17 protein-coding genes are annotated in these 21,553 nt (G+C 71.3%); 10 read left to right on the forward strand and 7 right to left on the reverse strand.

Annotation, left to right across the window (positions count from 1 at the left end):
• Positions 1 to 11: 11 nt before the first annotated feature.
• From ACZ48Z_RS08700 to ACZ48Z_RS08710, 3 genes are read right to left on the reverse strand one after another with little or no spacing between them, the layout of a single operon-like run.
• Positions 12 to 869 carry a carbohydrate ABC transporter permease gene (locus ACZ48Z_RS08700; protein WP_468735076.1) on the reverse strand — a complete coding sequence of 286 codons (858 nt, stop codon included), beginning with the start codon at positions 867 to 869 and terminating at the stop codon, positions 12 to 14.
• Positions 866 to 1,804: a carbohydrate ABC transporter permease gene (locus ACZ48Z_RS08705; RefSeq protein WP_468735077.1), complete on the reverse strand. Its 939-nt coding sequence runs from the start codon at positions 1,802 to 1,804 to the stop codon at positions 866 to 868. Before ACZ48Z_RS08705 ends, ACZ48Z_RS08700 begins: the two co-directional genes overlap by 4 nt.
• Positions 1,801 to 3,150 (reverse strand): extracellular solute-binding protein, encoded by a 1,350-nt coding sequence (locus tag ACZ48Z_RS08710; protein ID WP_468735078.1) that lies wholly within the window; start codon positions 3,148 to 3,150, stop codon positions 1,801 to 1,803. Before ACZ48Z_RS08710 ends, ACZ48Z_RS08705 begins: the two co-directional genes overlap by 4 nt.
• Positions 3,151 to 3,329: 179 nt before the next feature.
• On the opposite strand from ACZ48Z_RS08710, the gene ACZ48Z_RS08715 reads away from it, so the two are divergent.
• Genes ACZ48Z_RS08715 through ACZ48Z_RS08725 form a run of 3 tightly spaced genes read left to right on the forward strand, consistent with a single transcriptional unit; the run spans position 3,330 to position 6,545 of the window.
• Entirely contained in the window at positions 3,330 to 3,920 is a 591-nt protein-coding gene (locus ACZ48Z_RS08715) for a toxin-antitoxin system, toxin component family protein (RefSeq protein ID WP_468735079.1), read from the forward strand.
• Entirely contained in the window at positions 3,917 to 5,149 is a 1,233-nt protein-coding gene (locus ACZ48Z_RS08720; protein WP_468735080.1) for an MAB_1171c family putative transporter, read from the forward strand. The genes ACZ48Z_RS08715 and ACZ48Z_RS08720 overlap by 4 nt, the downstream gene beginning before the upstream one ends.
• Positions 5,142 to 6,545, forward strand: a complete 1,404-nt coding sequence (locus tag ACZ48Z_RS08725) for an NAD(P)/FAD-dependent oxidoreductase (protein WP_468735081.1) — start codon at positions 5,142 to 5,144, stop codon at positions 6,543 to 6,545. Before ACZ48Z_RS08720 ends, ACZ48Z_RS08725 begins: the two co-directional genes overlap by 8 nt.
• On the opposite strand, the gene ACZ48Z_RS08730 is transcribed toward ACZ48Z_RS08725, so the two are convergent.
• Together ACZ48Z_RS08730 and ACZ48Z_RS08735 are read right to left on the reverse strand one after the other, a co-directional pair.
• Positions 6,546 to 7,388 (reverse strand): SMP-30/gluconolactonase/LRE family protein, encoded by an 843-nt coding sequence (locus ACZ48Z_RS08730; RefSeq protein WP_468735082.1) that lies wholly within the window; start codon positions 7,386 to 7,388, stop codon positions 6,546 to 6,548. It abuts the gene before it with no gap.
• Entirely contained in the window at positions 7,388 to 8,158 is a 771-nt protein-coding gene (locus tag ACZ48Z_RS08735; protein WP_468735083.1) for an IclR family transcriptional regulator, read from the reverse strand. The genes ACZ48Z_RS08730 and ACZ48Z_RS08735 overlap by 1 nt, the downstream gene beginning before the upstream one ends.
• 261 nt (positions 8,159 to 8,419) lie before the next feature.
• Here ACZ48Z_RS08735 and ACZ48Z_RS08740 point away from each other — a divergent pair, with 261 nt between their 5' ends.
• Positions 8,420 to 10,480, forward strand: a complete 2,061-nt coding sequence (locus tag ACZ48Z_RS08740; RefSeq protein WP_468735239.1) for a TerD family protein — start codon at positions 8,420 to 8,422, stop codon at positions 10,478 to 10,480.
• A gap of 22 nt (positions 10,481 to 10,502) precedes the next feature.
• On the opposite strand, the gene ACZ48Z_RS08745 is transcribed toward ACZ48Z_RS08740, so the two are convergent.
• On the reverse strand, positions 10,503 to 11,726 hold the full coding sequence (locus ACZ48Z_RS08745; protein ID WP_468735084.1) for a PucR family transcriptional regulator: 1,224 nt from the start codon (positions 11,724 to 11,726) through the stop codon (positions 10,503 to 10,505).
• Between the two features lie 3 nt (positions 11,727 to 11,729).
• A complete protein-coding gene (locus tag ACZ48Z_RS08750; RefSeq protein ID WP_020136392.1) occupies positions 11,730 to 11,882 on the reverse strand; it encodes a hypothetical protein in 153 nt (50 codons plus the stop codon).
• A gap of 228 nt (positions 11,883 to 12,110) precedes the next feature.
• On the opposite strand from ACZ48Z_RS08750, the gene pgfA reads away from it, so the two are divergent.
• The 6 genes from pgfA (at position 12,111) to ACZ48Z_RS08780 (ending at position 21,536) form a co-directional block, all read left to right on the forward strand.
• Positions 12,111 to 13,100, forward strand: a complete 990-nt coding sequence (gene pgfA, locus ACZ48Z_RS08755) for a cell envelope lipid trafficking protein PgfA (RefSeq protein ID WP_468735085.1) — start codon at positions 12,111 to 12,113, stop codon at positions 13,098 to 13,100.
• A gap of 193 nt (positions 13,101 to 13,293) precedes the next feature.
• The gene (locus ACZ48Z_RS08760) at positions 13,294 to 14,478 is read left to right on the forward strand and encodes a glycosyltransferase family 4 protein (RefSeq protein WP_468735086.1); all 1,185 of its coding nucleotides are present in this window, start codon (positions 13,294 to 13,296) and stop codon (positions 14,476 to 14,478) included.
• Positions 14,475 to 15,215 (forward strand): class I SAM-dependent methyltransferase, encoded by a 741-nt coding sequence (locus tag ACZ48Z_RS08765; protein WP_468735087.1) that lies wholly within the window; start codon positions 14,475 to 14,477, stop codon positions 15,213 to 15,215. Before ACZ48Z_RS08760 ends, ACZ48Z_RS08765 begins: the two co-directional genes overlap by 4 nt.
• On the forward strand, positions 15,212 to 19,408 hold the full coding sequence (locus tag ACZ48Z_RS08770; protein ID WP_468735240.1) for a DUF3367 domain-containing protein: 4,197 nt from the start codon (positions 15,212 to 15,214) through the stop codon (positions 19,406 to 19,408). Before ACZ48Z_RS08765 ends, ACZ48Z_RS08770 begins: the two co-directional genes overlap by 4 nt.
• The gene (locus ACZ48Z_RS08775) at positions 19,405 to 20,802 is read left to right on the forward strand and encodes a condensation protein (protein ID WP_468735088.1); all 1,398 of its coding nucleotides are present in this window, start codon (positions 19,405 to 19,407) and stop codon (positions 20,800 to 20,802) included. Before ACZ48Z_RS08770 ends, ACZ48Z_RS08775 begins: the two co-directional genes overlap by 4 nt.
• Positions 20,799 to 21,536, forward strand: a complete 738-nt coding sequence (locus ACZ48Z_RS08780; protein ID WP_468735089.1) for a class I SAM-dependent methyltransferase — start codon at positions 20,799 to 20,801, stop codon at positions 21,534 to 21,536. Before ACZ48Z_RS08775 ends, ACZ48Z_RS08780 begins: the two co-directional genes overlap by 4 nt.
• The last annotated feature ends 17 nt before the right edge of the window (positions 21,537 to 21,553 follow it).

Genomic DNA, 21,553 nt, shown 5'->3' on the forward strand with positions numbered 1-21,553 from the left:
TCTGCGCGCTCTCACTGGCCCGCCAATCCCGTGTGGGCCACGCCCGCCACGATCTGGCGTTGGAAGAAGACGAACACGATGATCAGGGGGAGGCCCGCCATGAGGCCGCCGGCCATGAGCTGGGCCCACTGGATGCCGTAGGAGTTCATGACGGTCGCGATGCCGTTCGGCATGGTCATCAGGTCGGGGTTGTTGGTCACCATGTAGGGCCACAGGAAGTTGTTCCAGGAGGCGATGAAGGTGAAGATGCCGACCGCCGCGAGGGAGGGCCGGGAGAGCGGCAGGACGATGGTGAAGAAGACCCGCCAGCGGCCCGCGCCGTCGATGAAGGCGGCCTCCTCCAGTTCGCGCGGGATGCCCTGGAAGAACTTGTAGAGGATGTAGACCATCGCGGCGGGCGCGCACTGGGGAAGGATCATGCCCCAGTAGGTGTCGACCATCCCCATCTGCTGGACCGTGGTGAACAGGGGGACGCCCAGGACGGCCGGGGAGACCATCAGGCCCGACATGACGAGACCCATGAGCGCGTTCTTGCCGCGGAACTCGGTGCGGGCGAAGCCGTATCCGGCGAGGGCGCTGACCGTCAGCACGACGGAGGTGACGCAGACCGACACCACCAGGGAGTTGACGAACCAGTTGCTGACGTTGCCGGTCTCCCACAGCGCCTTCCACGCCTGGACCGTCCAGGCCTTCGGCAGCCAGTGCGGGGGGATCTCGGCGGCCTCCGCCTCGGACTTGAGCGAGGTGAACAGGGCCGCGGCGATCGGCGCCAGGAAGACGGCGGAGACGGCGACGCCGATCAGGGTGAGCACGATCTGGCCGGGGGTCCAGGTACTGCGGGGCTTGAGGCGTATCTCGGTGCCGCTCATCGGGTGCCCTCCTCACGGGTGCGCAGCAGCCACATCCGCGCCAGGGCGACGACTGCGATGATCACGAAGAAGATGATGGACATCGCGGAGGCGTAGCCCACGCGGTAGCTGGTGAAGCCCTGTTCGAGGGTGTACTGGACGAAGGAGCGGGTGCTGACTTCCGGTCCCGGTCCGAAGTCCATCATCACGACGGCCTGGTCGAACAGTTGCAGCGAGGCGAGGATCTGGAGCGCGATCACCAGGCCGGTGATGTTGCGGAGCATCGGCAGCGTGATGTGAACCATGCGGTGCCAGGCGTTGGCGCCGTCCAGTTTCGCGGCCTCGTACAGGTGGCCGGGGATGCCCTGGAGGGCGGCGAGGTAGAGCAGGAAGCTGAAGCCGACCGTCCACCACAGGGTCTCGATGACGATGGCGGGCATGGCGTACGACTTGTCGGTCAGCCAGGGTGTGTCGAGCCCGAAGGTCTCGTTGACCAGGCCGATGCCCTGGGTGAACAGCCACTGGAACATGTTGGCGGCGACCGTCGAGGGCAGCAGGAACGGCACGAAGAAGCACAGCCGCCACAGCCACTTGCCGCGCTCGATGTGGTGGGCGAGCATCGCCAGCAGGAAGGCGAGGGCCGTGATGCACGGGACGACCAGCAGCGTGAAGTACGCGCTGTGGCCGAGCGCGTCCCACATCGCCTGGTCGTTCAGGGCCTCGCGGTAGTTGTCGAGGCCGACGAAACTCGTGGCGTCGCCGGAGATGTTGGCGTCCGTGAAGCTGAGGTAGACGCCGCGCAGCAGGGGCCAGATCACGAACAGCGCGAAGAGCGCCAGGAACGGGGCGACGAACCAGCCGCCGTGCTGGAAGCCCTGCTTGCGGCGGACGGTCGCCGTCGCGGTGGCGGTCCTGGCGCGTGCGCCCGTGAGAACGGTCTGAGCGCTGGTCGTCATGCGACGGCACCTCCCTGCGCGGCGGTCCTGCCGTCCATGGGGTTCTTCGAGGCGAGGAGCTTGGTGAGGTGGCTCTTCATCGTCTGCGCGACCTTGTCCGGCTTGGCGGAGCCCATGGTGGAGGAGACGACGACCGGGCCGAGGTCCTGGGCGAGGACGCCGGTGGAGCCCGCGAACCACACCTTCGGCTCGGTGGCCTGGTGGTCCATGGCGCTCGCGTACTCGTTCTGCGGGGTGAGCTTCTTGTACGCGGCGGTGGAGAGCGTCGGCGTGTACGCGGGGATGTGACCGCCGGCCGCCCACTGCAGGGCGTGCGTGACGACGTAGGCGGCGAGCTGGTGCGCGCCCTCGTTGGTGGCGCCGCCTCGGTTCGCCTGGTGGGGCAGGACGAAGGCGTGCGACTCGGCGTGGGTGGCCTGCTTGCCGAAGACGGGTGGCAGCGGGGTCGCGCCGTAGTCCAACTTCGCTCCGGAGAAGACGGGCACGGACCAGTTGCCCTCCCAGGTGAAGGGGGCGCCGTTGATGAACTGTTCGCCGGTGGGGGCGCCGGGGATGACGTACCCGTCGGTGACGTGTCTGCGGAGGAACTCCAGGACCTGGGTGGCCTTGTCGGTGTCGAAGAGGACCTCGGTGTTGCCGTCGTCGAACCACTTGCCGCCGAGCTGGGTGTAGAAGGCGACGAAGAACCACCACTGGAAGTTCTGGTCGTTGGTCCACAGGCCGATCGTCTGGAGCCCCTTCTTCTGGACGGCCTTGGCCTTCTTCAGGGCGTCGAACCACTCGTCGGTGGAGGTGACCGGGATCATCCGGCCGTCGTCGCCCAGGAGGTCCGCCTTCTTCAGCACGTCCTTGCGGTAGAAGCAGAGCTGGACGTGGATGTCGAGCGGGAGGGCGTAGAGCCTGCCGTCGATGACACCGCGCTTCCACAGCGCGGGGTTGTAGTCCTGCTCGCGCACGCCGTACTTGGCGAGGAGGTCGACGTCCCAGGGGTCCAGGAGGCGGCCGGGCGAGAAGCCGGTGACGCGGCCCATGTGCATGACGCCGAGGTCGGGTGCGCGGTTGCCGGCGGCGGCCATGGCGAGCTTGGTGTAGAAGGGGTTGCCCCACTGGAGGGTGGAGTCCTTGACGTCGATGTCCGGGTTGGCCGCACGGAAGGCGTCCAGCATCGCGATCATGTTCGCGCCGTCGCCGCCGCTGAAGAGGTTCCAGTAGCGCACCCGGGTGTCCGCGCCGGAGGCGAGCGCGTCGGCGCCGGTGCCGAGGGCCGCGAAGCCGAAGCTCGCGGCGACGGTCAGGCCGCCGGCCGCGGCGAGAAGTTGCCTGCGATTCAGGTCAGGTCGTCCCATTCCCTGCCCTATCTGTCCGAGATCTCGAATTGCGCTCGTAACTTCGAACGGACCGTAGGCAGGAAGCGCTTTCTAGTCAATGGGGTGCACAGCAAAATCGGATCGCGTGACGGGGACAGTTCAGGGCGCGTACTCTCGAACGGCCCGTCCTACGGCGGCGGGAGAGCCCAGGGGGTGGGATGGACATCGCGGGCGCGCGCAGAAGTGCGGCCCGGATCGCCTCGGCGCTGCGGCGCACCCGAGCGACCTCGGCCATGCGCGATCTGGTCACCCACCTCACCACCGCGATCCGTGCGAGACCCCGCCCCCCGGCCGGCGTGCCGGAGCTGTGCCGGGCCCTGTGCCAGGAGATGAGCGCCCGCCGCGGAGGCCGGCCCGTCGAGCTGCGCTTCGAGCGGTTCCCCGACGAGATCGCGGTCACCGGACTGTGGGTGGAGTTCCAGGACTTCGACCTGGTCATCGTGGAGGAGCGAGCCGAGGAGATGCAGCAACTGGTCATACTGGGCCATGAGTTGTGGCATCTGCACGCCAGGCACGCCCACCATCACACGGCCGCGGCGGACGTGCTCGCCGACCGGCCCGGCTGGAAGTCCGTCGCCCTGACCGTGGCCGCCCGCAACGGCTCCCGCGAGACGGACGAGGCCGAGGCGGACGACTTCGGGCACCGGCTGGCGGCGGCGTTCCGGCCGTTGGTGCCGGGGCCCGGCTCCCCGGTACGGCCCGACACCGTCCAGCGATCCCTCGGCTACCGCGGAGGCGGAGCGCGGTGACCCACCTTTCCCTGGCGCAGCACGCGGCCCCCTCCATCACCGGCCTGTACGTCTCCTTCTGGCTCCCCGGCCTGGTCCTCGCCGCCGCCCTGGTGATCAAACTGCCCAGCATCCTCAAGCTGTGGCGGGACCCGCTGCTGCGCGCCGTGGCCGGCCTGCTGCTGTTCGCCTGCGCGGTGTTCGTCTTCGCGGCCCCCAGCACCATCGCCTGGACGAACCGCGTCACCGGCGTCCCCAACATCGCCGCGCCCTGGGTGTACTCACTGCTCACCGCGCTCTGCGCGTCCTGGCTGCTGCTGGTGGTGCACTGGCGCAACGGCCGTGCCGAACGCAACGCCCGGACCCGGCGGGCGACCCGCTGGGTGGTCTGCGCGTACGCGGGTGTGGTCGTCCTGCTGTGGGTGCTGTTCGCGCTCGCCGACGTGCCCGTGGAGCAGATCCGGAACCTGGACACGTACTACGCCACCACGCCGTACATGCGGGAGATGATCCTTCTCTACCTGCTCGGGCACATGGTGGCCAGCCTGATCACCTCGCGCCTCGTGTGGAACTGGATCCGCACCGACGGCCTCGACGCCTGGCTGCGCTGGGGGCTGCGGTTCCTCGGGGCCGGCTTCGCGACGAACCTGCTGTTCAGCGTCGCCAAGCTCACGGCGGTCGGGGCCCGCTGGACCGGCCACGACCTGGACTGGCTGAACACCAACATCGCGCCGTCGGCCGCCTGCATCGCCGCCACGCTCGTCGCGGCCGGCTTCATCGTCCCGCACTCCGGCCAGTACCTGCACGAGCGCTGGCTGGTGCGCCGCCGCCACCGCGCGCTCAGGCCCCTGGCCCGGCTGATGCGGACCGTCGCGGGCAGCCGCGAACCGCTCGCCCTGCGTGCCACCCCCGAGATGCGGCTGATCCGCCGCGAGACATTCATCCGCGACGCCCTGCTCCAGCTGGCGCGCTTCCTCGACGAGGAGCTGCGCGTCCGCGCCCACCAGGCCGCCCTCGGCCTCGGCCTCGACCGTGGCCGGGCCCAGGCCCTGGCCGCCGCCGTGACGATCCTGGACGCCGTCGAGACCAGGCGGAACGACTCGGACGCCCCCGGCACGGGCGACACCGACACCCTCTACCTGTTGCAGGAGATCCAGGCCGTGTCCGAGGCCCTGCATCACACCGATGAGATCAAGGCGGTCCGCGCCGCAGCGGCCGTCCCGGCAGAGAGCATGTCCACGCATGAGTGAACGCCCCTCCCCCGCCTCGGTCGCCGTAGTCCTCGGGGGATCCCATACGGGCATGCTCGCGGCGGCCGCGCTGGCGGGCCTCGCCGACCGGGTCGTCGTGGTCGAGCGGGACGACCTGCCCGAGGAGGCCGCACCCCGCAGAGGCCTGCCCCAGGCGCGGCACGCCCACATGCTGTGGTCGGGCGGCGTACGGGCCATGGAGGAGCTGCTGCCCGGCCTCACCGGGATGTTCCTGGACGCGGGGGCCCGCCGGGCGCCCGTCACCACCGACATGGTCGCGCTCTCGGCGTTCGGCTGGTTCAGGCGCTGGCCCGAGTCCCACCACGTGATCCTGGTCGGCCGTGACCTCCTGGACGCGACGGTCCGGGCGCGGGTCCGCACGGACAAGCGCGTCGAGGTGCTCGGCGGCACCGAGGTGCTGGGGCTGACCGGCGACGCGCAGGCCGTCACCGGGGTCCGGGTGCGGGAGCGCGACGGTGGCGAACGGACCATCGAGGCGGACCTGGTCGTGGACGCGACCGGGCGGGGCTCCGGAGCGACCCGCTGGCTGGCCGGGCTGGGGCTGCCCGCACCGGAGTGCCGGGAGGTCGACTCCGGCCTGGCGTACGCGAGCCGCCTCTACCTCGCCCCCGAGGCCGCCCGCGGCGGTTTCCCCGTCATCAACGTCCAGCCCGACCCGCGGGAGCAGGGGCCGGGGCGAGCGGGTTTCCTGCTGCCGATCGAGGACGGCCGGTGGATCGTCACCCTCAACGGCACCCGCGGCGGCGAGCCCTCTCCCGCCGACGACGACTTCCTGCGGTTCGCCCGCGAGGAGCTGCGGCATCCGCTGATCGGTGACCTGATCGCCCGGGCCGAGCCGCTGTCCGGCGTCTCCTTCACCCGCACGACCGTCAACCGGCGGTACTTCTACGAGCGGATGTCCCGCTGGCCGGAGAACTTCACGGTGCTGGGTGACGCGCTGGCCGCGTTCAACCCGGTCTACGGGCACGGCCTCGCGGTGGGTGCGCAGAGCGCGCTGGCCCTGCGGGACCTGACGCGAAGACATGGGCTCGGAGCGGCCGGGCTGTCGCGGCGGGTCCAGAAGGCGGTGGCCCGGCCGGTCGGGGCGGCGTGGGACCTGGCCACCGGGCAGGACGTGTTCTATCCCGGAGCGACGGAGGGCGGGCCCACGGTGCGGGACCGGATCGTGTCCGCGTACGTGTCCCGGCTCATGTACACGGCCACCGGGAACGGGCGGGTCGCCCGCCGCGTGACGGACGTGACGTCACTGGAGCGGCGCGCGGAGGTGCTGCTGACGCCGGCGGTCGCGCTGGCGGCGGCGGTCGGTCCCCTGAAGCCCTCGCTGACCGAACCGCCGCTGACCGCCGAGGAGTTGAAGAAGGCGGGGCTGCAGTAGTCAGCCCGCGAAGAGCGGCTGCTCCAGCCCCTTGCCCGCCCCCGGCACCACGAGCAGCGAGCCCGCCACGGGGTGCGGGGCGGCCAGGCCCACCCGTGCCGTCGTGATGTACAGGTCGGTGAGGTCGGGGCCGCCGAACGCGCACGCGGTGACGCGCGGGGCGGGAAGGGTGATCACGCGGTCGAGTTCCCCCGCGGGCGTGTACCGCCGTACCGCTCCCCCGTCCCACAGCGCGACCCAGACACAGCCGTCGGCGTCGACCGTGAGGCCGTCGGGAAAACCGGCGCCGTCCTCGATTTCGGCGAAGGGGCGGCGGTTGCCGATACGGTCGTGGTCGTGGTCGAGGACGTCGACGCGGCGGGTGGGCGAGTCGACGTAGTACATGAGCCGGCCGTCCGGGCTCCAGCCGGTGCCGTTGCTGACGGCCACGTCGTCGAGGACGACGTCCACCGAGCCGTCGCCGCCGATCCGGGACAGGGAGCCGCCGCCCGGCGCCTCGTCGTAGCGCATGGTGCCCGCCCACAGGGAGCCGTCGGGGGCGACGGCCGCGTCGTTGGCGCGGCGGCCGGGGACCGGCTCGTGGTGCAGCCAGCGGAAGGTGTCGTCCGGGTCCAGCAGGGCCACGCCGTCCCGCAGGTTGAGGACGAGGCCGCCGCCCGCGCGCGGCTTGACGGCGCCGATGTGCTGGTCGAGGGTGCGGACCGTGCGACGGCCGGAGACGGGGTCGTAGGTGTGCAGGCGGGCTCCGAGGATGTCGATCCACAGCAGCCTGCCCCCGGCGGCGTCCCAGGTCGGGCCCTCGCCGAGGGTGGCCTCGGCGCGCACCGCGATCTCGTAGGTCATCAAAGGCTCCGGTGGCCGAGGCGCTCGGAGAGTTCGGCGGCGCCCTTGGCGGCGAGCTGCTCCAGTTCGCCGCGGCGCTCGTCGCTCCAGCGGATCATCGGCACGGAGATGGAGAGCGCGGCGACGACCTGCCCGGTGCGGTCGCGGACCGGGGCCGCCACGCAGGAGACGTCCGGGTTGGACTCCCGGTTCTCGACGGCGACACCGCGCTGCCGGATCTCGTCGAGGGCCTCGCGCAGGGCGCCGGGGTCGGTGATGCTGTTGGGTGTCATGCCGACGAGCGGCACGTCGTCCCGGATGCGGGAGGCGAGCTGCTGCGCGGGGAGGGAGGCGAGGAGCATCTTGCCGACGGAGGTGCAGTGGGCGGGCAGCCGGCGCCCGGCGGCCGACACCATCCGCACCGCGTGCGTCGAGTCGACCTTGGCGATGTAGATGACGTCGGTGCCCTCCAGGATCGCCACGTGCACGGTCTCGTCACAGGTCTCGGCGACGGACCGGGCGACCTGCTGGCCCTCGGCGGCGAGGTCGAGCTGCTCGGCGTACCGGCTGCCGAGCTGGTACGGCCGCACCCCGAGCCGGTAACGTCCCGGCTGACCGGGCACCTGGACGATGTACGAACGGGCGGCCAGTGTGGTCACCAGTTCGTGCACGGTGGTGCGCGGCAGCTGGAGCCTGCGCACGATGTCGGGGGCGGAGAGCGTCCCGTCCCCTTCGAGGAAGAGCTCCAGAATGTCGAGAGCCCGGGTCACGGCAGGTACGAGGCGTCCCACGACCAGCACCCTCCCTTTGCGTCTAGGCGTCTGCGTTCGATATTTCAACAGACGATCGGCATGACGAACACAGGCTATCGACATGCGGTTTCCCCAAGCAATGGGGCGACAGGTCAAGGCAGGTCATGAACTCCCCATCGCCCCGTTCCCCCGGGGAGGACACGGCTACGAGCTGCCGGGACTACTGTATGCGTGTGCGGCACATCACACTGAGTGGTGTGTCCTGGGGGATGTGGTTCCAGGGGGGATCTCGTGCACGAAATGACCAAGGGGTCGAACACTGCCCTGTCGGCTCTGAGTGAGAACGCCGGTTCGGTGATCGTGAGCCTGGGCTGGAGCAGCCCGACCGGTGACGGCGACGCGGACGTATCCGTCCTGTTGCTGGGCCCGGACGGCAAGGTCCGCGGCGACACGGACTTCTACTTCTACAACAACCCGGTGGCGGCCGACGGAAGCGTGCAGCTGCTGGACAAGACACCTACGGAGGACGGGAACGAGGACCGGATCGGCTTCGACCTGACCGCGGTTCCACCCGAGGTGACCCGCCTCGTCGTGGCCGCCAGCCGCTACGGCGGCGCCCACTTCGGCGAACTTGACGACCTCCGGGTGACCCTGTCCGACGCCGTCGGCGACAATCTCCTCCAGTTCAGGATCAGCGACGCCGGAACGGTGAGCGCGATCATCTTCGGCGAGCTCTACCGACGGGACGGCGACTGGAAGTTCCGGGCCGTCGGTCAGGGCTACGACTCGGGACTGGCGGGGCTGGCGACGGACTTCGGCGTCGACATCGACGACGACGCGGAGGCCGCCGAGGAGGACGTGGACGGCACGGCGCTCGCCGCGGCACCGGAACCGGAACCGGCCGCGAACGGCGAGCCGGCCGACCCGCCCCCGGCCTCGGCTCCCGAGCCGGGTCGCTCGGGCTCGCTGGACGCCGTCCCCGCTCCCCGCCGATCCGCCGACGAAGCCGCACCGACCGGACCTGCCGCCCGGCCCCGCACGGCCAAGAAGAGGGCAAGCCTGCCCGGCACACCACCGAAGTCCCTGGCGGAGAACGACTCCTGGAGGCCCGCCAGGCTCTTCCCGGTCTCCGCTCTCAAGAACGACCGGGACCGGGAGATGCGCGCCACCTCGGTGCTGTTGTCGGTGATGACCCAGGTACCGCGGTTCGGCAGGCGCCTCACCGCCGCGTTCGGGGCACCGTCCGGTCGCATGGAGACGTTCACCGAGGTCTCCCTGCCGCACGGCGACACCCCCCGGCGGCCCGACGGAGTGATCCGCATCGAGCGGGCCGGCAAGCTGTGGACGGCCCTCGTCGAGACCAAGACCAACGGCAACGCCCTCAAGGCCGACCAGGTGCAGGCCTACATGGACATCGCCGCCCGGCGCGGCTACGAGGCCGTGATCACGCTGTCCAACGACGTGGCACTGGAGGGCAGCCCACTGGTCGACGTCAAGATCGACCGGCGGCGCAAGCACCAGGTGGCGCTCTGGCATCTGTCGTGGGCCGAAGTGGCCCACCAGGCGCAGATGCTGATCCGGCACGAGGGCGTCGGCAACGCCGCGCGCACCTGGCTGCTCCAGGAGCTGCTGCACTATCTCCAGCACGAGAACTCCGGTTGTCACGGCTTCCAGAACATGGGCGCGGCCTGGGTGCCGGTACGCAACGGCATCAGCGACGAGACCCTGTGCCAGGGCGACCCCCGGGCCCTCGAAGTCGTCGAGAGCTGGGAGCGGCTCGTGCGCCAGGTGTGCCTCAGGCTCGGCGGCGAACTCGGGCAGAAGGTGCTGCCGGCCCAGCGCGCCAGACGCGGCACCGACCCCGGGACCCGCCGGGTGCAGCTCGCCGACCGGTTGTGCAGCGAGGGCAGGCTCCAGGCGGAGCTGCGCGTGGAGCGGGCACCCGGCCTGCTCACGATCGGCGCCGATCTGCGCACCGGCAGGCTGCGCACCTCGATCGAGATTCCGGCACCCGAGCAGGGTTATCCCCTCACCTGGGCCAAGCGTCTGATCCGCCGCCTCGCCGAGGCACCGGCGGACCTGCATGTGGAAACGCTGGTGGAAGGCCCGACGGGCGGCCCCCGGGGCACTCTGGAGCGGCTGCGCCCCGAACCGGCGGACATGCTGCCGAAGGGCGCCGCGACGATCACCGGCTTTCGGCTGTCCCTGCTCAAGAACATGGGGAGCAGCCGCGGCAACGCCGAGGCCGGCTTCATCCGCAGCGTCGACGATGCCGTGCAGCGCTTCTACACGACGGTGATGGTCCACCTGGACGGTCCCGTGGCCCGGCGGACGGGGGTGCAGGACCGGGCCCGCGTCTGAGACCCCCGCAGCGGTTCGCGTCTCATGCCAGTTCTCCGCGCAGCCGGCGTGCTCGTAACACCAGTTCCAGTTCGAAGCGGCGGTCCGGGTCGTCTATCTCGTCGCCCCAGAGTTCTCGGATCTGGCGGAGGCGATAGCGGACCGTCTGTGGGTGGACGCCCAGGCGGGCCGCCACTTCGGGTGCTCCGCCCCGGGTCTCCAGCCAGGCGAGCAGGGTCTGGGCGAGGCGGCGGCCGTGGGTGGGGCCGCAGTGTTCGAGGGGGGCCAGGCAGCGCAGGGCCAGGTCGTCCATCAGTTCCTCGGGCTGGAGCAGGACCAGGGCCTCGGTGTGTTCCGTGCAGTGGAGGACCTCGCCGGCGGGGAGCAGGTCGCGTTCCATCAGGCGTACGGCCGCCTCGGCCCAGCGCAGGGACTTCGCCGCGTCGGCGAGGGGGACCGGGGGGCCGATCGCGCCGGACCAGCCGGTCAGGGCCCGGTGCAGGAGTTCGTGGCGGCCCGCCGCGTCCGGCTCCGGTACGACCATGCGGGGCTGTTCGTAGTCCATGTCCAGGAGGACTCCCTGGCCCACCGCGGGGGCCACCGCCTCCCGGGCCGGGCGGATCAGGACGCCCACCGCGACCTTCCCCGGCAGGGGCCAGCCGATGCGGGCCGCGCGTTCCGTGAGGGCGTCGGCGGGGTCGCCCCGGTGGCGTTCGGCCAGCAGTAACTCCATCAGGCGGCGCTGGAGGCGCAGGCGTTCGCCCGCCTGGCGTGCGGCCGCCTCGGCGTAGCCGCGGACCGACTGGTCGACGAGGCCGTCCAGGTACTCGTAGCCCGCGTCGACGAGTTCGTACATCGCCGGGGGCGGGATCTCCACGCGCTGGCCGATGTCCGCGAAGCGGCGCCAGGCAAGGCGTACGCCCATGCGGTAGATCGCCTGGAGGGAGTCCAGGCTGCGGCCGTTCAGGCCCTCGCCCCTGCCGAACTCCTGGAAGACGCCCGGCGGGACCGTGGGGCGGCCCTCGGCCGTCTCAAGGTGCTGGACGAAGACCTCGATCGCGCGCCGGATGCCGACCAGGGCCATCGGCTCCCCCGACTCGTCGAGGACGACCGGCAGATGGGGGTACTCGCGGCGGATCTCGCGCAGGATCTCCTCCGCGAGGTCCGGCGCCTCGGCCAGCGCGATGGCCGCGAAACGCCGGACCTGGAGGCGGGGGACGTCGTGCCAGGCCGAGCGGGCGTGCACGACTGCCGGGCGGGCGGCCACGGGTCAACTCCCCTGGTCCGGCTGCTCGTAGGTGATCAGTGGCGTGTTGGGCTGCTCGGGCGTCGCCTCCAGCAGCGCGACGATGCCGAGCGCGGCACCGAGGGCGAGCAGTGCGGCGGCGACGACGGTCAGTGCGGCGGCGAGCAGTCTGGACATCGCTGGGGCAGCCTCTCTCGAGCGGCTCGGTCCGGCGTACATCCCCACCCGGAACCCGACCCGGAATCCCATCCGGTACCCACGCTGCCTGTCGAGCCAGTGTCGGCATGACACCGATGCCCCGTCAAGACATTGACACTCCGTCAAGAGACGCCTACGGTTCCCGGCCCTAAGAGCGACCTTGAGAGCGACCCGAACTCCGTCAACCCACGCCCCAGGAGTGTCCGGATGCGCCGTACAGCCTCTCCAATCTCCCTGATTCTGCTGGGACTCGGCACGTTTCTGCTGGTACTGGCGCCCCTGCTCGCGTGGTACGTGACTCCACGGGCGGCCCTGAACCCGATCAACATCGACCAGACCGCCGTGTACCGCGGCGAGGGCAGCGTCTTCGACACCGAACAGGTGAGAACCGTCCCCGACCAGCGCATCACCGTCACCCAGCGGGTGCGCGGCGACGTCGAGGACAGTGAGAAGAGCGACGGGGCCGCGGTGTGGGACGTGACGACCAGCGTCGACACCGACAAGTCGCTGCCGGCCGCCGATCCGCACGACGCGCTGGAGTTCGTCCCGCACCGGTGGGTCATGGACCGCAGGACGACCAGGCCGGTGCACTGCTGCGGGGAGAAGCCGTACATCGAGGGCGAGGCCTATCTGAAGTTCCCCTTCGACGTGCAGCGACGCTCCTACCAGTGGTGGGACAACTCCCTCGGGTCCACAGTGACGTTGCGTTACCAGGGTACGAAGAAGGTTCAGGGGTACACGGGTTACCGGTTCACCGGCACGGTCGCCCCGGCGAAGGTCGGGACACGGCTGGTGCCGGGCACGATCGTGGACGAGCCCGGACGGCCGCAGGTGCTGGCCGAGGAGTGGTACTCCAACCACGGCATCGAGCTGGTCGTCGACCGGCGCACCGGCCGGGTCGTCTACGCGCAGGTGGGTCCGAAGCGCACGCTGCGGGCTCCCGGCGCGAAGAAGGACGCCGTGGTCCTGCTGGACAGCCGGAAGATCGCGTTCACCACCGCGACCCAGAAGGAGGCGGTACGGCTGGCGAAGCGGGACAGTGGACAACTGCGAGCGGTGGGCGAGACGTTGCCGGTCGGGGCGGCTGTGGCCGGATTCGTACTGGCTGCCGTGGGGGGCGTTTTGGTGGTACGGGGACGCAGGCGCCCCGAGTCCACCGATATGAGCGATACGCCCGAGCCCGTTCTCACGATGTGACTGGACGTCAGCTCTAATAACGCCGGAAATTGTCACGCAGGTGAGTAGCCACGGCGAACGGGTGGGCGAAAACTGTGCCACCCCACCCGAGCACAACCCACTCACACCGCCCTCCTGGGAAGCTCTCAGTCCCCCCACAACCAGCCCGAAAGAGACCGCTGAGTTCCGCACCCTGAGACGAGTTGGAGCACCCATGCCCCAGCACGTGCCCCACCTGCTGCACACGTCGCCTCCCCAGGCGTCGCAGCGGCAACCCTCACCGCACAGCGCGCAGCACCACTCGGCGCTTCCCCCACCTCCGCGCCGAATCGTTTTTCTCGCCCACCGTGACCTCGGCAATCCGGCCGCCGGCGGCTCGGAGCTGCTCGTCGACCGTCTCGCCGACGGACTGACCCAACTCGGCCACCAGGTGACCCTGCTGTGCGGCGGCCCGGCCTCCTACCGGGACTACCGCGTCGTGTCGGCGGGCGGCGAGTTCGGCCACTACCTGCGCGCCCGCACCGCCTTCGCCCGCCAGGTCGGCGAGACCGACCTGCTGGTGGAGGTGTGCAACGGCATGCCGTACCTCGCACCCCTGTGGCACCGCGGCCCCACCCTGTGCCTGGTCAACCATGTGCACACCGACCTGTGGTCGATGCGGTTCGGCGGGGCCCTGGCCCCGGCCGCCCGGATCGGCCGAAGACTCGAGCACTGGGCGCTGGCCGGCGCCGCGGTCCGGGACCGGGGTCTGCTGGTCGCCGTCTCCCCGTCGACCGCCCACGCGCTGCGGGCGATCGGTGTCGAACGGGACCGTATCCGCGTCGTGCACAACGGGGTCGAGGAGCCGGGACCCCTCACCGACCGCTCTCCCGAGCCGCTGTTCGTGGCCGTGGGCAGACTCGTCGAGTACAAACGGATCGATCTGCTGCTGAGACTGTGGGAGCGGGTACGCCCCGTGACCGGCGGCCGGCTGGTGATCGTCGGGGACGGACCCGAACGGGAACGCCTGCAGCAACTCGCGGGCCCCGGCGTGGAGTTCACCGGGCATGTGTCGGAGGCGGAGAAGCACCGGCTGCTCTGTGCGGCCTGGCTGCTGCTGCATCCGTCCGCCGTGGAGGGCTGGGGCCTGGTCGTCACCGAGGCCGCGACCCGCCGCACACCGACCATCGCCTTCGACGTGCCGGGACTGCGGGACTCCGTCGTGGACGGGGAGACCGGAGTGCTCGCGCAGGGCGAGTCCTCGTTCGCCGCCGCCTGGTGCACACTCGCCCTGTCGGGGAACCGCCGGGCGGCGATGGGCAAGGCCGCCCGCGACCGGGCTGCCCGGTTCCGCTGGCATCGGACCGTCAGACAGTTCCGGGCCGTGGCCGCCGAGGCGGTGAGGGGCTGGGGACCGTGACGCGGCCTCGGGCGAAGGACCCCTCCCTCCGGCGTTCCCTGACGCTCTTCCGGGCCTTTCTCCATGAGCAGGACGATCCCGAGTCCTGTTACGCGCTCCTGGCCCGGGACGCCGTCGACCAGGTCGAGGCGTACGACGGGCCGGTCGCCGGCCGTACCGTCGTCGACGTCGGCGGCGGGAGCGGGTACTTCACCGAGGAGTTCCGCAGACGCGGCGCCCTGGCCCACCTCTTCGAGCCCGACGCGAGGGAGCTGGGAGAGAAACCGCCCGACTCCACCGTGATCGCCGACGGCTATCTGCTCCCCCTGCGGGACGGGGCCGCGGACGTCACCTTCTCCTCCAACGTCCTTGAGCACGTGGCCGATCCGCAGACCTTCCTCAGTGAACTCGTCCGCGTCACCCGCCCCGGCGGGCTGATCTACGTGTCGTTCACCAACTGGCTGTCCCCGTGGGGCGGTCACGAGTGGGCGCCCTGGCACTACCTGGGTGCCGAACGGGCCCGGTCCCGCTATCGGCGCCGTACCGGAAGGGCCGCCAAGCACACCCTCGGCGAGAACCTGTTCGCCGTGCACATCGGCCCGACCCTGCGGCAGGTGCGTGGCCGCGACGACGTCACGGTCGTCTCGGCGCGCTCCCGCTACTGGCCCTTCCTCGCGGAGACCGTCGTCCGGGCTCCCGGCATCCGTGAGGTCGCCACCTGGAACCTCCTCCTCATCCTCCGGCGGTGTCCACCATGACGACGTCCACGGTCCAGGCTCCTCCTCCGGCGGCCGTTCCCACCACCGCGGCCATGTCGGGCCCGCCGGAGGGCCCGCGGTCGCGGCGCTGGCTGCTGGGGTTCTGGGCCGTGGTCCTCGTGCTGTTCCTCGCGGTGCACCCGGGGCGGCAGACCTTCGACACCAAGCTGGGCGTCACCACGGACCCCGGGCGGTTCCTCGCCGATCTCGGACAGCTGTGGCACGACCAGGGCTCCTTCGGCGGGATCCAGGACCAGTACGTCGGCTATCTGTGGCCGATGCTGCCGTTCCACTGGCTGGGCCACGCCGTGCAGTTGCCGGTGTGGCTGGTGGAGCGGCTGTGGCTGTCGCTGGTCGTGTCGGTGGCCTTCTGGGGCGCGCTCAGACTGGCCGAGCGGCTGCGCGTGGGCAACGGCACGTCCCGGCTGATCGCCGCCGTCGCGTACGCGCTGTGGCCGACCTTCACCATCGTCATCGGCTCCACGTCCGCCGCCGCACTGCCCGGCGCCTTCCTGCCCTGGGTACTGCTGCCGCTGACGAACGAGCGCCACAGCGCCCGGATCGCCGCCCTGCGCTCGGCGCTGGTCATCCCGTTCATGGGCGGGGTGAACGCGGCCTCCACCCTGGCCTGTCTGCTCCCCGTCGGGCTGTACCTGCTCTCCCGGCCGCCCGGCCCACGGCAGCGCAAGCTGATCGCCTGGTGGGTGCCGGGCGTGATCCTTGCGACCGCCTGGTGGGTCATCCCACTGCTGCTGCTCGGGTTCTACGGCGAGAACTTCCTGCCGTACGTCGAGAACGCGCGGACCACCACCGAGACCATGTCGGCGACGGAGGCCCTGCGCGGAGGCGGGAACTGGGTCGCCTATCTGCACCTGGGACAGGCGTGGCTGCCGGCCGGCTGGACCGTGGCGTCCTCCGTGATCGTCATCGTGTGTTCGGCGTTCGCCGCCGGTCTCGGCCTCGCGGGCCTGGCACGACGGGACATGCCGGAGCGGCGGTGGCTGGTGCTGACCGTGCTGACGGCCGTCCTGGTGCTGCTCGCGGGATACGGCGGCGCGTTCGGCGCCCCCTTCCACGGGCTCGTGCAGGACTGGCTGAACGGCGGCCTCGCCCCGTTCCGCAACATCTACAAGTTCCAGCCGGGGCTGGCGCTCGCGCTGGTGCTCGGCCTCGCCCACCTGGTGGGGGTGGCCGCCGAACCGCACGGGGCGCGGCAGTTCAGAGGCCGCCGGTACGCCCCGCTGGTCGCGGCGGTCCTCGTCCTGCCCGGACTGATGTGGCCGTACCTCAACGGCTCGATCCTGAACCCGGGTTCCTTCCAGGAGCTGCCCAAGTACTGGCACACCACCGCCGACTGGCTGGACAAGTACTCCCCCGACTCCCGTGCCCTCGTCGTCCCGGCGACCGCGCACGGCATCTACACCTGGGGCTCCCCCATCGACCAGCCCCTCGACGTGCTCGCCGAGTCCCGCTGGGCGCAACGCGACTACGTTCCCTTCGGCACCCCGGGCAACCGGCGCGCGACGGACGCGGTCGAGCAGGCGCTGATGACGGGCGGCGACATCCCGGGACTGGCCGACTACCTGAGCCGGGCCGGGGTCCACTACGTCGTCGTCCGCAACGACCTCGACCCGGACCAGATCGGTGCCGTGTCGTCCTCGGTCGTCAAGCGGTCCCTGGAGCAGTCCGGCTACGAGCGGGTGACGGGCTTCGGGCCGCTCATGACGGGCGGTGTGATCGCGAACGACACCCCGCTCCAGATCGAGGGGCTGTATCCGCAGCAGCGGGCGGTGGAGATCTTCCGGCCGGTGGAGTCCTCGGGGGTGCCGCGGCCCGGACAGGCCGGGCTGCTGCCGGTCGCCGACACGGCCCAGGTGTCCGGCGGGCCCGAGTCCCTGCTCCCGCTCGCGGCCGAACTTCGGGGCCGGGCAACGGTGTTGACGGGCGACAACCACCCGGGGCTCGGCACCCCGCCGCTCCAGATCGTCGGTGACGGACTGCGGCGCGCGGACACCCGGTTCGGGCTCGTCAACGCGAACACGTCGTACACGTACACGAGCGATGAGCGCAACGCCTCCGGGGCCGCCCAGGACGCCGGGCAGAAACCGCACCAGATCCTGCCGTCGAAGGGCCTCGACCACCAGACGGTGGCCGAACTGCGCGGCGCCGACTCGGTGAGCGCGTCGTCGTACGGCAACTGGCTGTTCCATCTCCCGCAGTTCGACCCGGTCAACGCCTTCGACGGCAACCCCGACACCGCGTGGGCGGAGGGCGTGGCGGGCTCCCCCGACGGGCAGTGGCTGCGGATCGGGTTCTCGGATCCCGCCTACGACATGCCCTCGTCGTTCAAGGTGACGCCGTTGCCGCAGGAGAGCGTGCGGTCGGCGGCGACGAAGGTGCGGGTGGAGACGGAGAAGGGGTCGAAGACCAGCTTCCTGCGGGCGGACGGCTCCACACAGCGCGTCAAGGCCCCTGCCGGGGCGACGGGCTGGATGAAGCTGACGATCGTCGACTCGGTGGCGCGGCGGACCGGTCTCGCCGGTGCCGGGTTCTCCGAGATCGCCCTGCCGCATGTGCAGGTGACCCGGCTGCTGCGGCTGCCGACCGATGCGGACACCTCGGACTCCGCCGCCGAGATCGTCTCCCTGCACCGGGTGCCCGACCCGGCCGGGATCTCCCCGACCGGCACCGAGGCGGGCCTGCACCGCCGCTTCACGACGGCGGCAGCGGGAACGTACGCGGTACGGGCGAGCGCGGTGCCGGTGAGCGGGGAAGAACTCGACAAACTGCTGTACGAGGTCGCTCCGGACCAGCGCAACCGCATCACGGCGACCGCCGACTCCACGGCGGCCCTCGGCGCGGGCCTGTCCGCCCGCAACCTCACCGACGGCGACCTCACGACGGCCTGGATCGCGGGCGACCGCCCCACGATCCACCTCAGCTGGAACGGCAAACAGCCCATCTCGGAACTGGTGCTGGCACCCGCCGGCGGGCTGTCCACCCGACCCACCGAGGTGGACATCAGCTCGCCCGACGGCTCGACGGTCGCCGGGGTCGACGAGAACGGCGCGGTGCGCTTCCCGGCGATCACCACCGACCGCCTCGACATCACGATCACCAAGACGGCCCCGCTGGTCCTGCACAACCCGGTCGCCGACGAGGATCTGCAACTGCCGGTCGGGCTCACGGAGGCGTACCTCCCGGCCCTCGACCAGTACCGGACCCCGCAGCCCAAGGCCACCCGGACGTTCTCACTGCCGTGCGGACAGGGACCGGTGGTGGCGGTCGACGGAAAGCTGTACCGGACCGGTGTGTCGGGCCTGATCCGGGACCTGACGGAACGGCGGCCGGTGAAGGTGACGCTCTGTCAGGGCGACAGGTCCGGGGCCGAGTTGTCCCTGGCTTCCGGTGAGCACACGGTCGAGGGCGGGGACGCCGGGCCGCTCACCCTGACCGCGGTCACGCTGACCCGCGGCACGGTCGCCGAACCCACCTCACTCACCCGCGAGTTGCGGATCCGGGACTGGCTGGGCGACAGGCGCGAGGTGAGCGTGGGCTCGGGGGCGGCCTCGTACCTCACGACGTACGAGAACTACAACGACGGCTGGAAGGCCACGCTGAACGGGAAGTCCCTGTCGCCGGTCCGCCTCGACGGCTGGCAGCAGGGCTGGCGGGTCCCCGCGGGGGCGGGCGGCGCGGTAAAGCTGTCGTACGAGCCCGCGACGACGTACCACGGGGCGCTGATCGGCAGCGGGGTCGCGTTGGCCGTACTGGTCGGGCTCGTGCTGTGGCGCAGGCGGTCCCCGAACCCCGACGAGCCGCAGCGGGTGCCTCCGGCGCCCGGGGTGTGGCTCGGGGCGGTGGCGCTCACGCTGGTGGGCGTGGTGATCGCGGGCTGGTTCGCCCTGCTGGTCCCGGCGTTGGCGCTGCTCGCGTACCGGCGGCACGCGCTGCTGGTGCCGATCGCCTTCGTCGCCCTCGCGGGGGCGGGGATCGCCGCCGCCGTCGGGGCGGGCGAACCGGTGGGCGCGGGGCACGGGGCGTTCGGGCACGTGGCCCAACTGCTGGCGCTGATCGGGTTGTTCGCGGCGCTGGTGAGTGTGCGTGAGCCCGCGGAAGCCGCCGGTTCCGAGGCGCCGACACAGCAACTGCCGCCGGTCGAGGTGGAAAAGGGAAAGGGCGCAACGGCATGACGCCTCCCACGCGGATCCCGTTCCCGGTCGTGGACGAGGTGTCCCGCCACTGCCTTCAGGAGGAGGAACCGGAGACGGTCCACATCGAGGTGCACCTACCGGGACGGCTGGACCAGGCCCGGCTCCGGAAGGCGTTCACGGAGGCCCTGCACCGCCACCCGAGGATTCTGATGCGGGAGGCCCCAGGAAGTTGGTACCGCCGCCGCTACGAGTGGGAGCTGACGGAGGACCCGGACGTAGACGTGGTGAGCTTCCCGGAGCCGGGCCGGAACGCATTGCGGGACGCGAGGACGAGGGCCCTGACGGAGGCGCCCCCGCTGTCGCTGTCCCCACCGATACGGCTGGAGGTCGTGGAGGGAGCGGGTCCAGCAGAGGGCAGCGAGGCATCGGACGCAGTCGGCCTGCACCCACCTTTTCAGGGGCGCGGGGCTGTGCCGACAAGCGGCTCCGCCGCGGAGCGCGACAAGCCCCCACCGACCGGCACCCGAAAGACAACCCCTACCGTCCTCTTCCTGACCATCAACCACACCGCCCTGGACGGCCCCGCCTGCCTCCGCATCCTCGCCACAGCCGCAGAAATCTACGGCGGCAAGGACAACTCCCCGGCACCAGCCCCCACCCGCGCCCAAGAACCCCCCGCACCCCCCGACAACACCCCCTCCAACTGGACCCGCCCGGCCCGCGTAGCGCCCGGCGTCCCCGAGAAATCCCCCGGCAACGGTCTCCTCGTCACCGAACTCCCCCTCCCCCACCGCCCCAAGGGCTCCCCCTACACGATCAACGACCAGCTCATGGTCACCACGGCCCTGACCCTCACCCACTGGAACAGGGAACACGGCGCGACTCCCCGCCCCCTGCGCATCACCATGCCCGTGGACGACCGCCCCAGGGACACGACGATGCCGATAGGAAACGGCACCCGCCTGGTCGAAGTCCCGTTCTCACCCGACGAGTTGACGCATGCCTCCGCCGACATGCCCACGCTGCTGCACCGCACGGCACAACGCACCCGTGCCCTCAAATCCCTCCCCCGCCCCCAACTCGGGCACGGCGCGAGCCTGCTCACCGCCCCGGTCACCCCGGTGGCCTGGCGGGCGGCGCTCACCAGGGGCCTGCGCAGCGCTGCGGCGCCCTGGACCTCGACCACTCTGCTCAGCAACATCGGCCGCATCCCGTACCCGTTGGACTTCGGTGAGGAGGCCGGTCGCGCGCACGCCGTGTGGTTCTCGGCGCCCGCCAGGATGCCCCGCGGCCTCACGGTCACGACCGCGTCGACCGCGGGCCGGCTGCATCTGGCCCTGCGCTGGTCGCGGTCCCTGCTCAGCCACGGCGACGGCGCCCACCTCAGAGACCTGTTCGAGCACTGTCTGCACGCCACGGAGGTGGCCCCGTGAACACCACCGCACCCCCGCGCCGCAGCGGCCTGCGCGACTTCTACGAGGACCCCGCCGTACCCGTCGCCTCCGGCACCCCCCGCTCCCTGCGCCAGGCCCGCATGCTTGCCGCGGCCCTCGGCGCCCCCGGAAGGACCGGGCGCACCGTCCTCGACATCGGCTGCGGCGACGGCACCGCGGCCGCCACCGCGGCCCCCCTGCTCACCGGCCACCGGATCGTCGGCGTCGACTGGTCCCAGGACGCCCTCAAGCGCGCCCGGACCCGGCTGCCGTACGCCGTCCGGGGCGAACTCACCGGGCCCGGGCTGCCGTTCGCGTCCGCGTCCGTCGACGCCGTGCTGTTCAGCGAGGTCGTCGAGCATCTCGTCGACCCGGACGCCGCGCTGGACGAGATCCGCCGCATCCTGCGCCCCGGAGGTCATCTCATGCTGTCCACACCGAACCTCGCGGCCTGGTACAACCGCGGACTCCTGCTGGCCGGTGTCCAACCCGTGTTCTCGGAGGTCAGTCTGCGGGCGATCCACGGCAGGCCGGGACGGGAGGTCGTGGGGCATCTGCGGCTCTACACGGCGCGCGCGCTGCGGGAGTTCGTGGCCGCGGCCGGCTTCGACGTCGTACGGCTGGAAGGGGCGCCCTTCCACGGCGTGCCGCGGGTGCTGCGTGGCCTGGACCGGCTGGCGTGTGCCAGACCGTCGCTCGCGTCGATCCTGCTGCTGCACGCGCGGAAGACCTAGGGGGCCCGGGCCATGTG

The organism is Streptomyces sp. NPDC031225 (assembly GCF_055570355.1).

What these genes read in the sequence shown, in the direction of transcription:
- ACZ48Z_RS08700 (WP_468735076.1), bottom strand. Translation starts at nt 869, where the DNA reads ATGAGCGGCACCGAGATACGCCTCAAGCCCCGCAGTACCTGGACCCCC.
- ACZ48Z_RS08705 (WP_468735077.1), bottom strand. Translation starts at nt 1,804, where the DNA reads ATGACGACCAGCGCTCAGACCGTTCTCACGGGCGCACGCGCCAGGACC.
- ACZ48Z_RS08710 (WP_468735078.1), bottom strand. Translation starts at nt 3,150, where the DNA reads ATGGGACGACCTGACCTGAATCGCAGGCAACTTCTCGCCGCGGCCGGC.
- ACZ48Z_RS08715 (WP_468735079.1), top strand. Translation starts at nt 3,330, where the DNA reads ATGGACATCGCGGGCGCGCGCAGAAGTGCGGCCCGGATCGCCTCGGCG.
- ACZ48Z_RS08725 (WP_468735081.1), top strand. Translation starts at nt 5,142, where the DNA reads ATGAGTGAACGCCCCTCCCCCGCCTCGGTCGCCGTAGTCCTCGGGGGA.
- ACZ48Z_RS08730 (WP_468735082.1), bottom strand. Translation starts at nt 7,388, where the DNA reads ATGACCTACGAGATCGCGGTGCGCGCCGAGGCCACCCTCGGCGAGGGC.
- ACZ48Z_RS08740 (WP_468735239.1), top strand. Translation starts at nt 8,420, where the DNA reads ATGACCAAGGGGTCGAACACTGCCCTGTCGGCTCTGAGTGAGAACGCC.
- ACZ48Z_RS08750 (WP_020136392.1), bottom strand. Translation starts at nt 11,882, where the DNA reads ATGTCCAGACTGCTCGCCGCCGCACTGACCGTCGTCGCCGCCGCACTG.
- pgfA (WP_468735085.1), top strand. Translation starts at nt 12,111, where the DNA reads ATGCGCCGTACAGCCTCTCCAATCTCCCTGATTCTGCTGGGACTCGGC.
- ACZ48Z_RS08760 (WP_468735086.1), top strand. Translation starts at nt 13,294, where the DNA reads ATGCCCCAGCACGTGCCCCACCTGCTGCACACGTCGCCTCCCCAGGCG.
- ACZ48Z_RS08770 (WP_468735240.1), top strand. Translation starts at nt 15,212, where the DNA reads ATGACGACGTCCACGGTCCAGGCTCCTCCTCCGGCGGCCGTTCCCACC.
- ACZ48Z_RS08775 (WP_468735088.1), top strand. Translation starts at nt 19,405, where the DNA reads ATGACGCCTCCCACGCGGATCCCGTTCCCGGTCGTGGACGAGGTGTCC.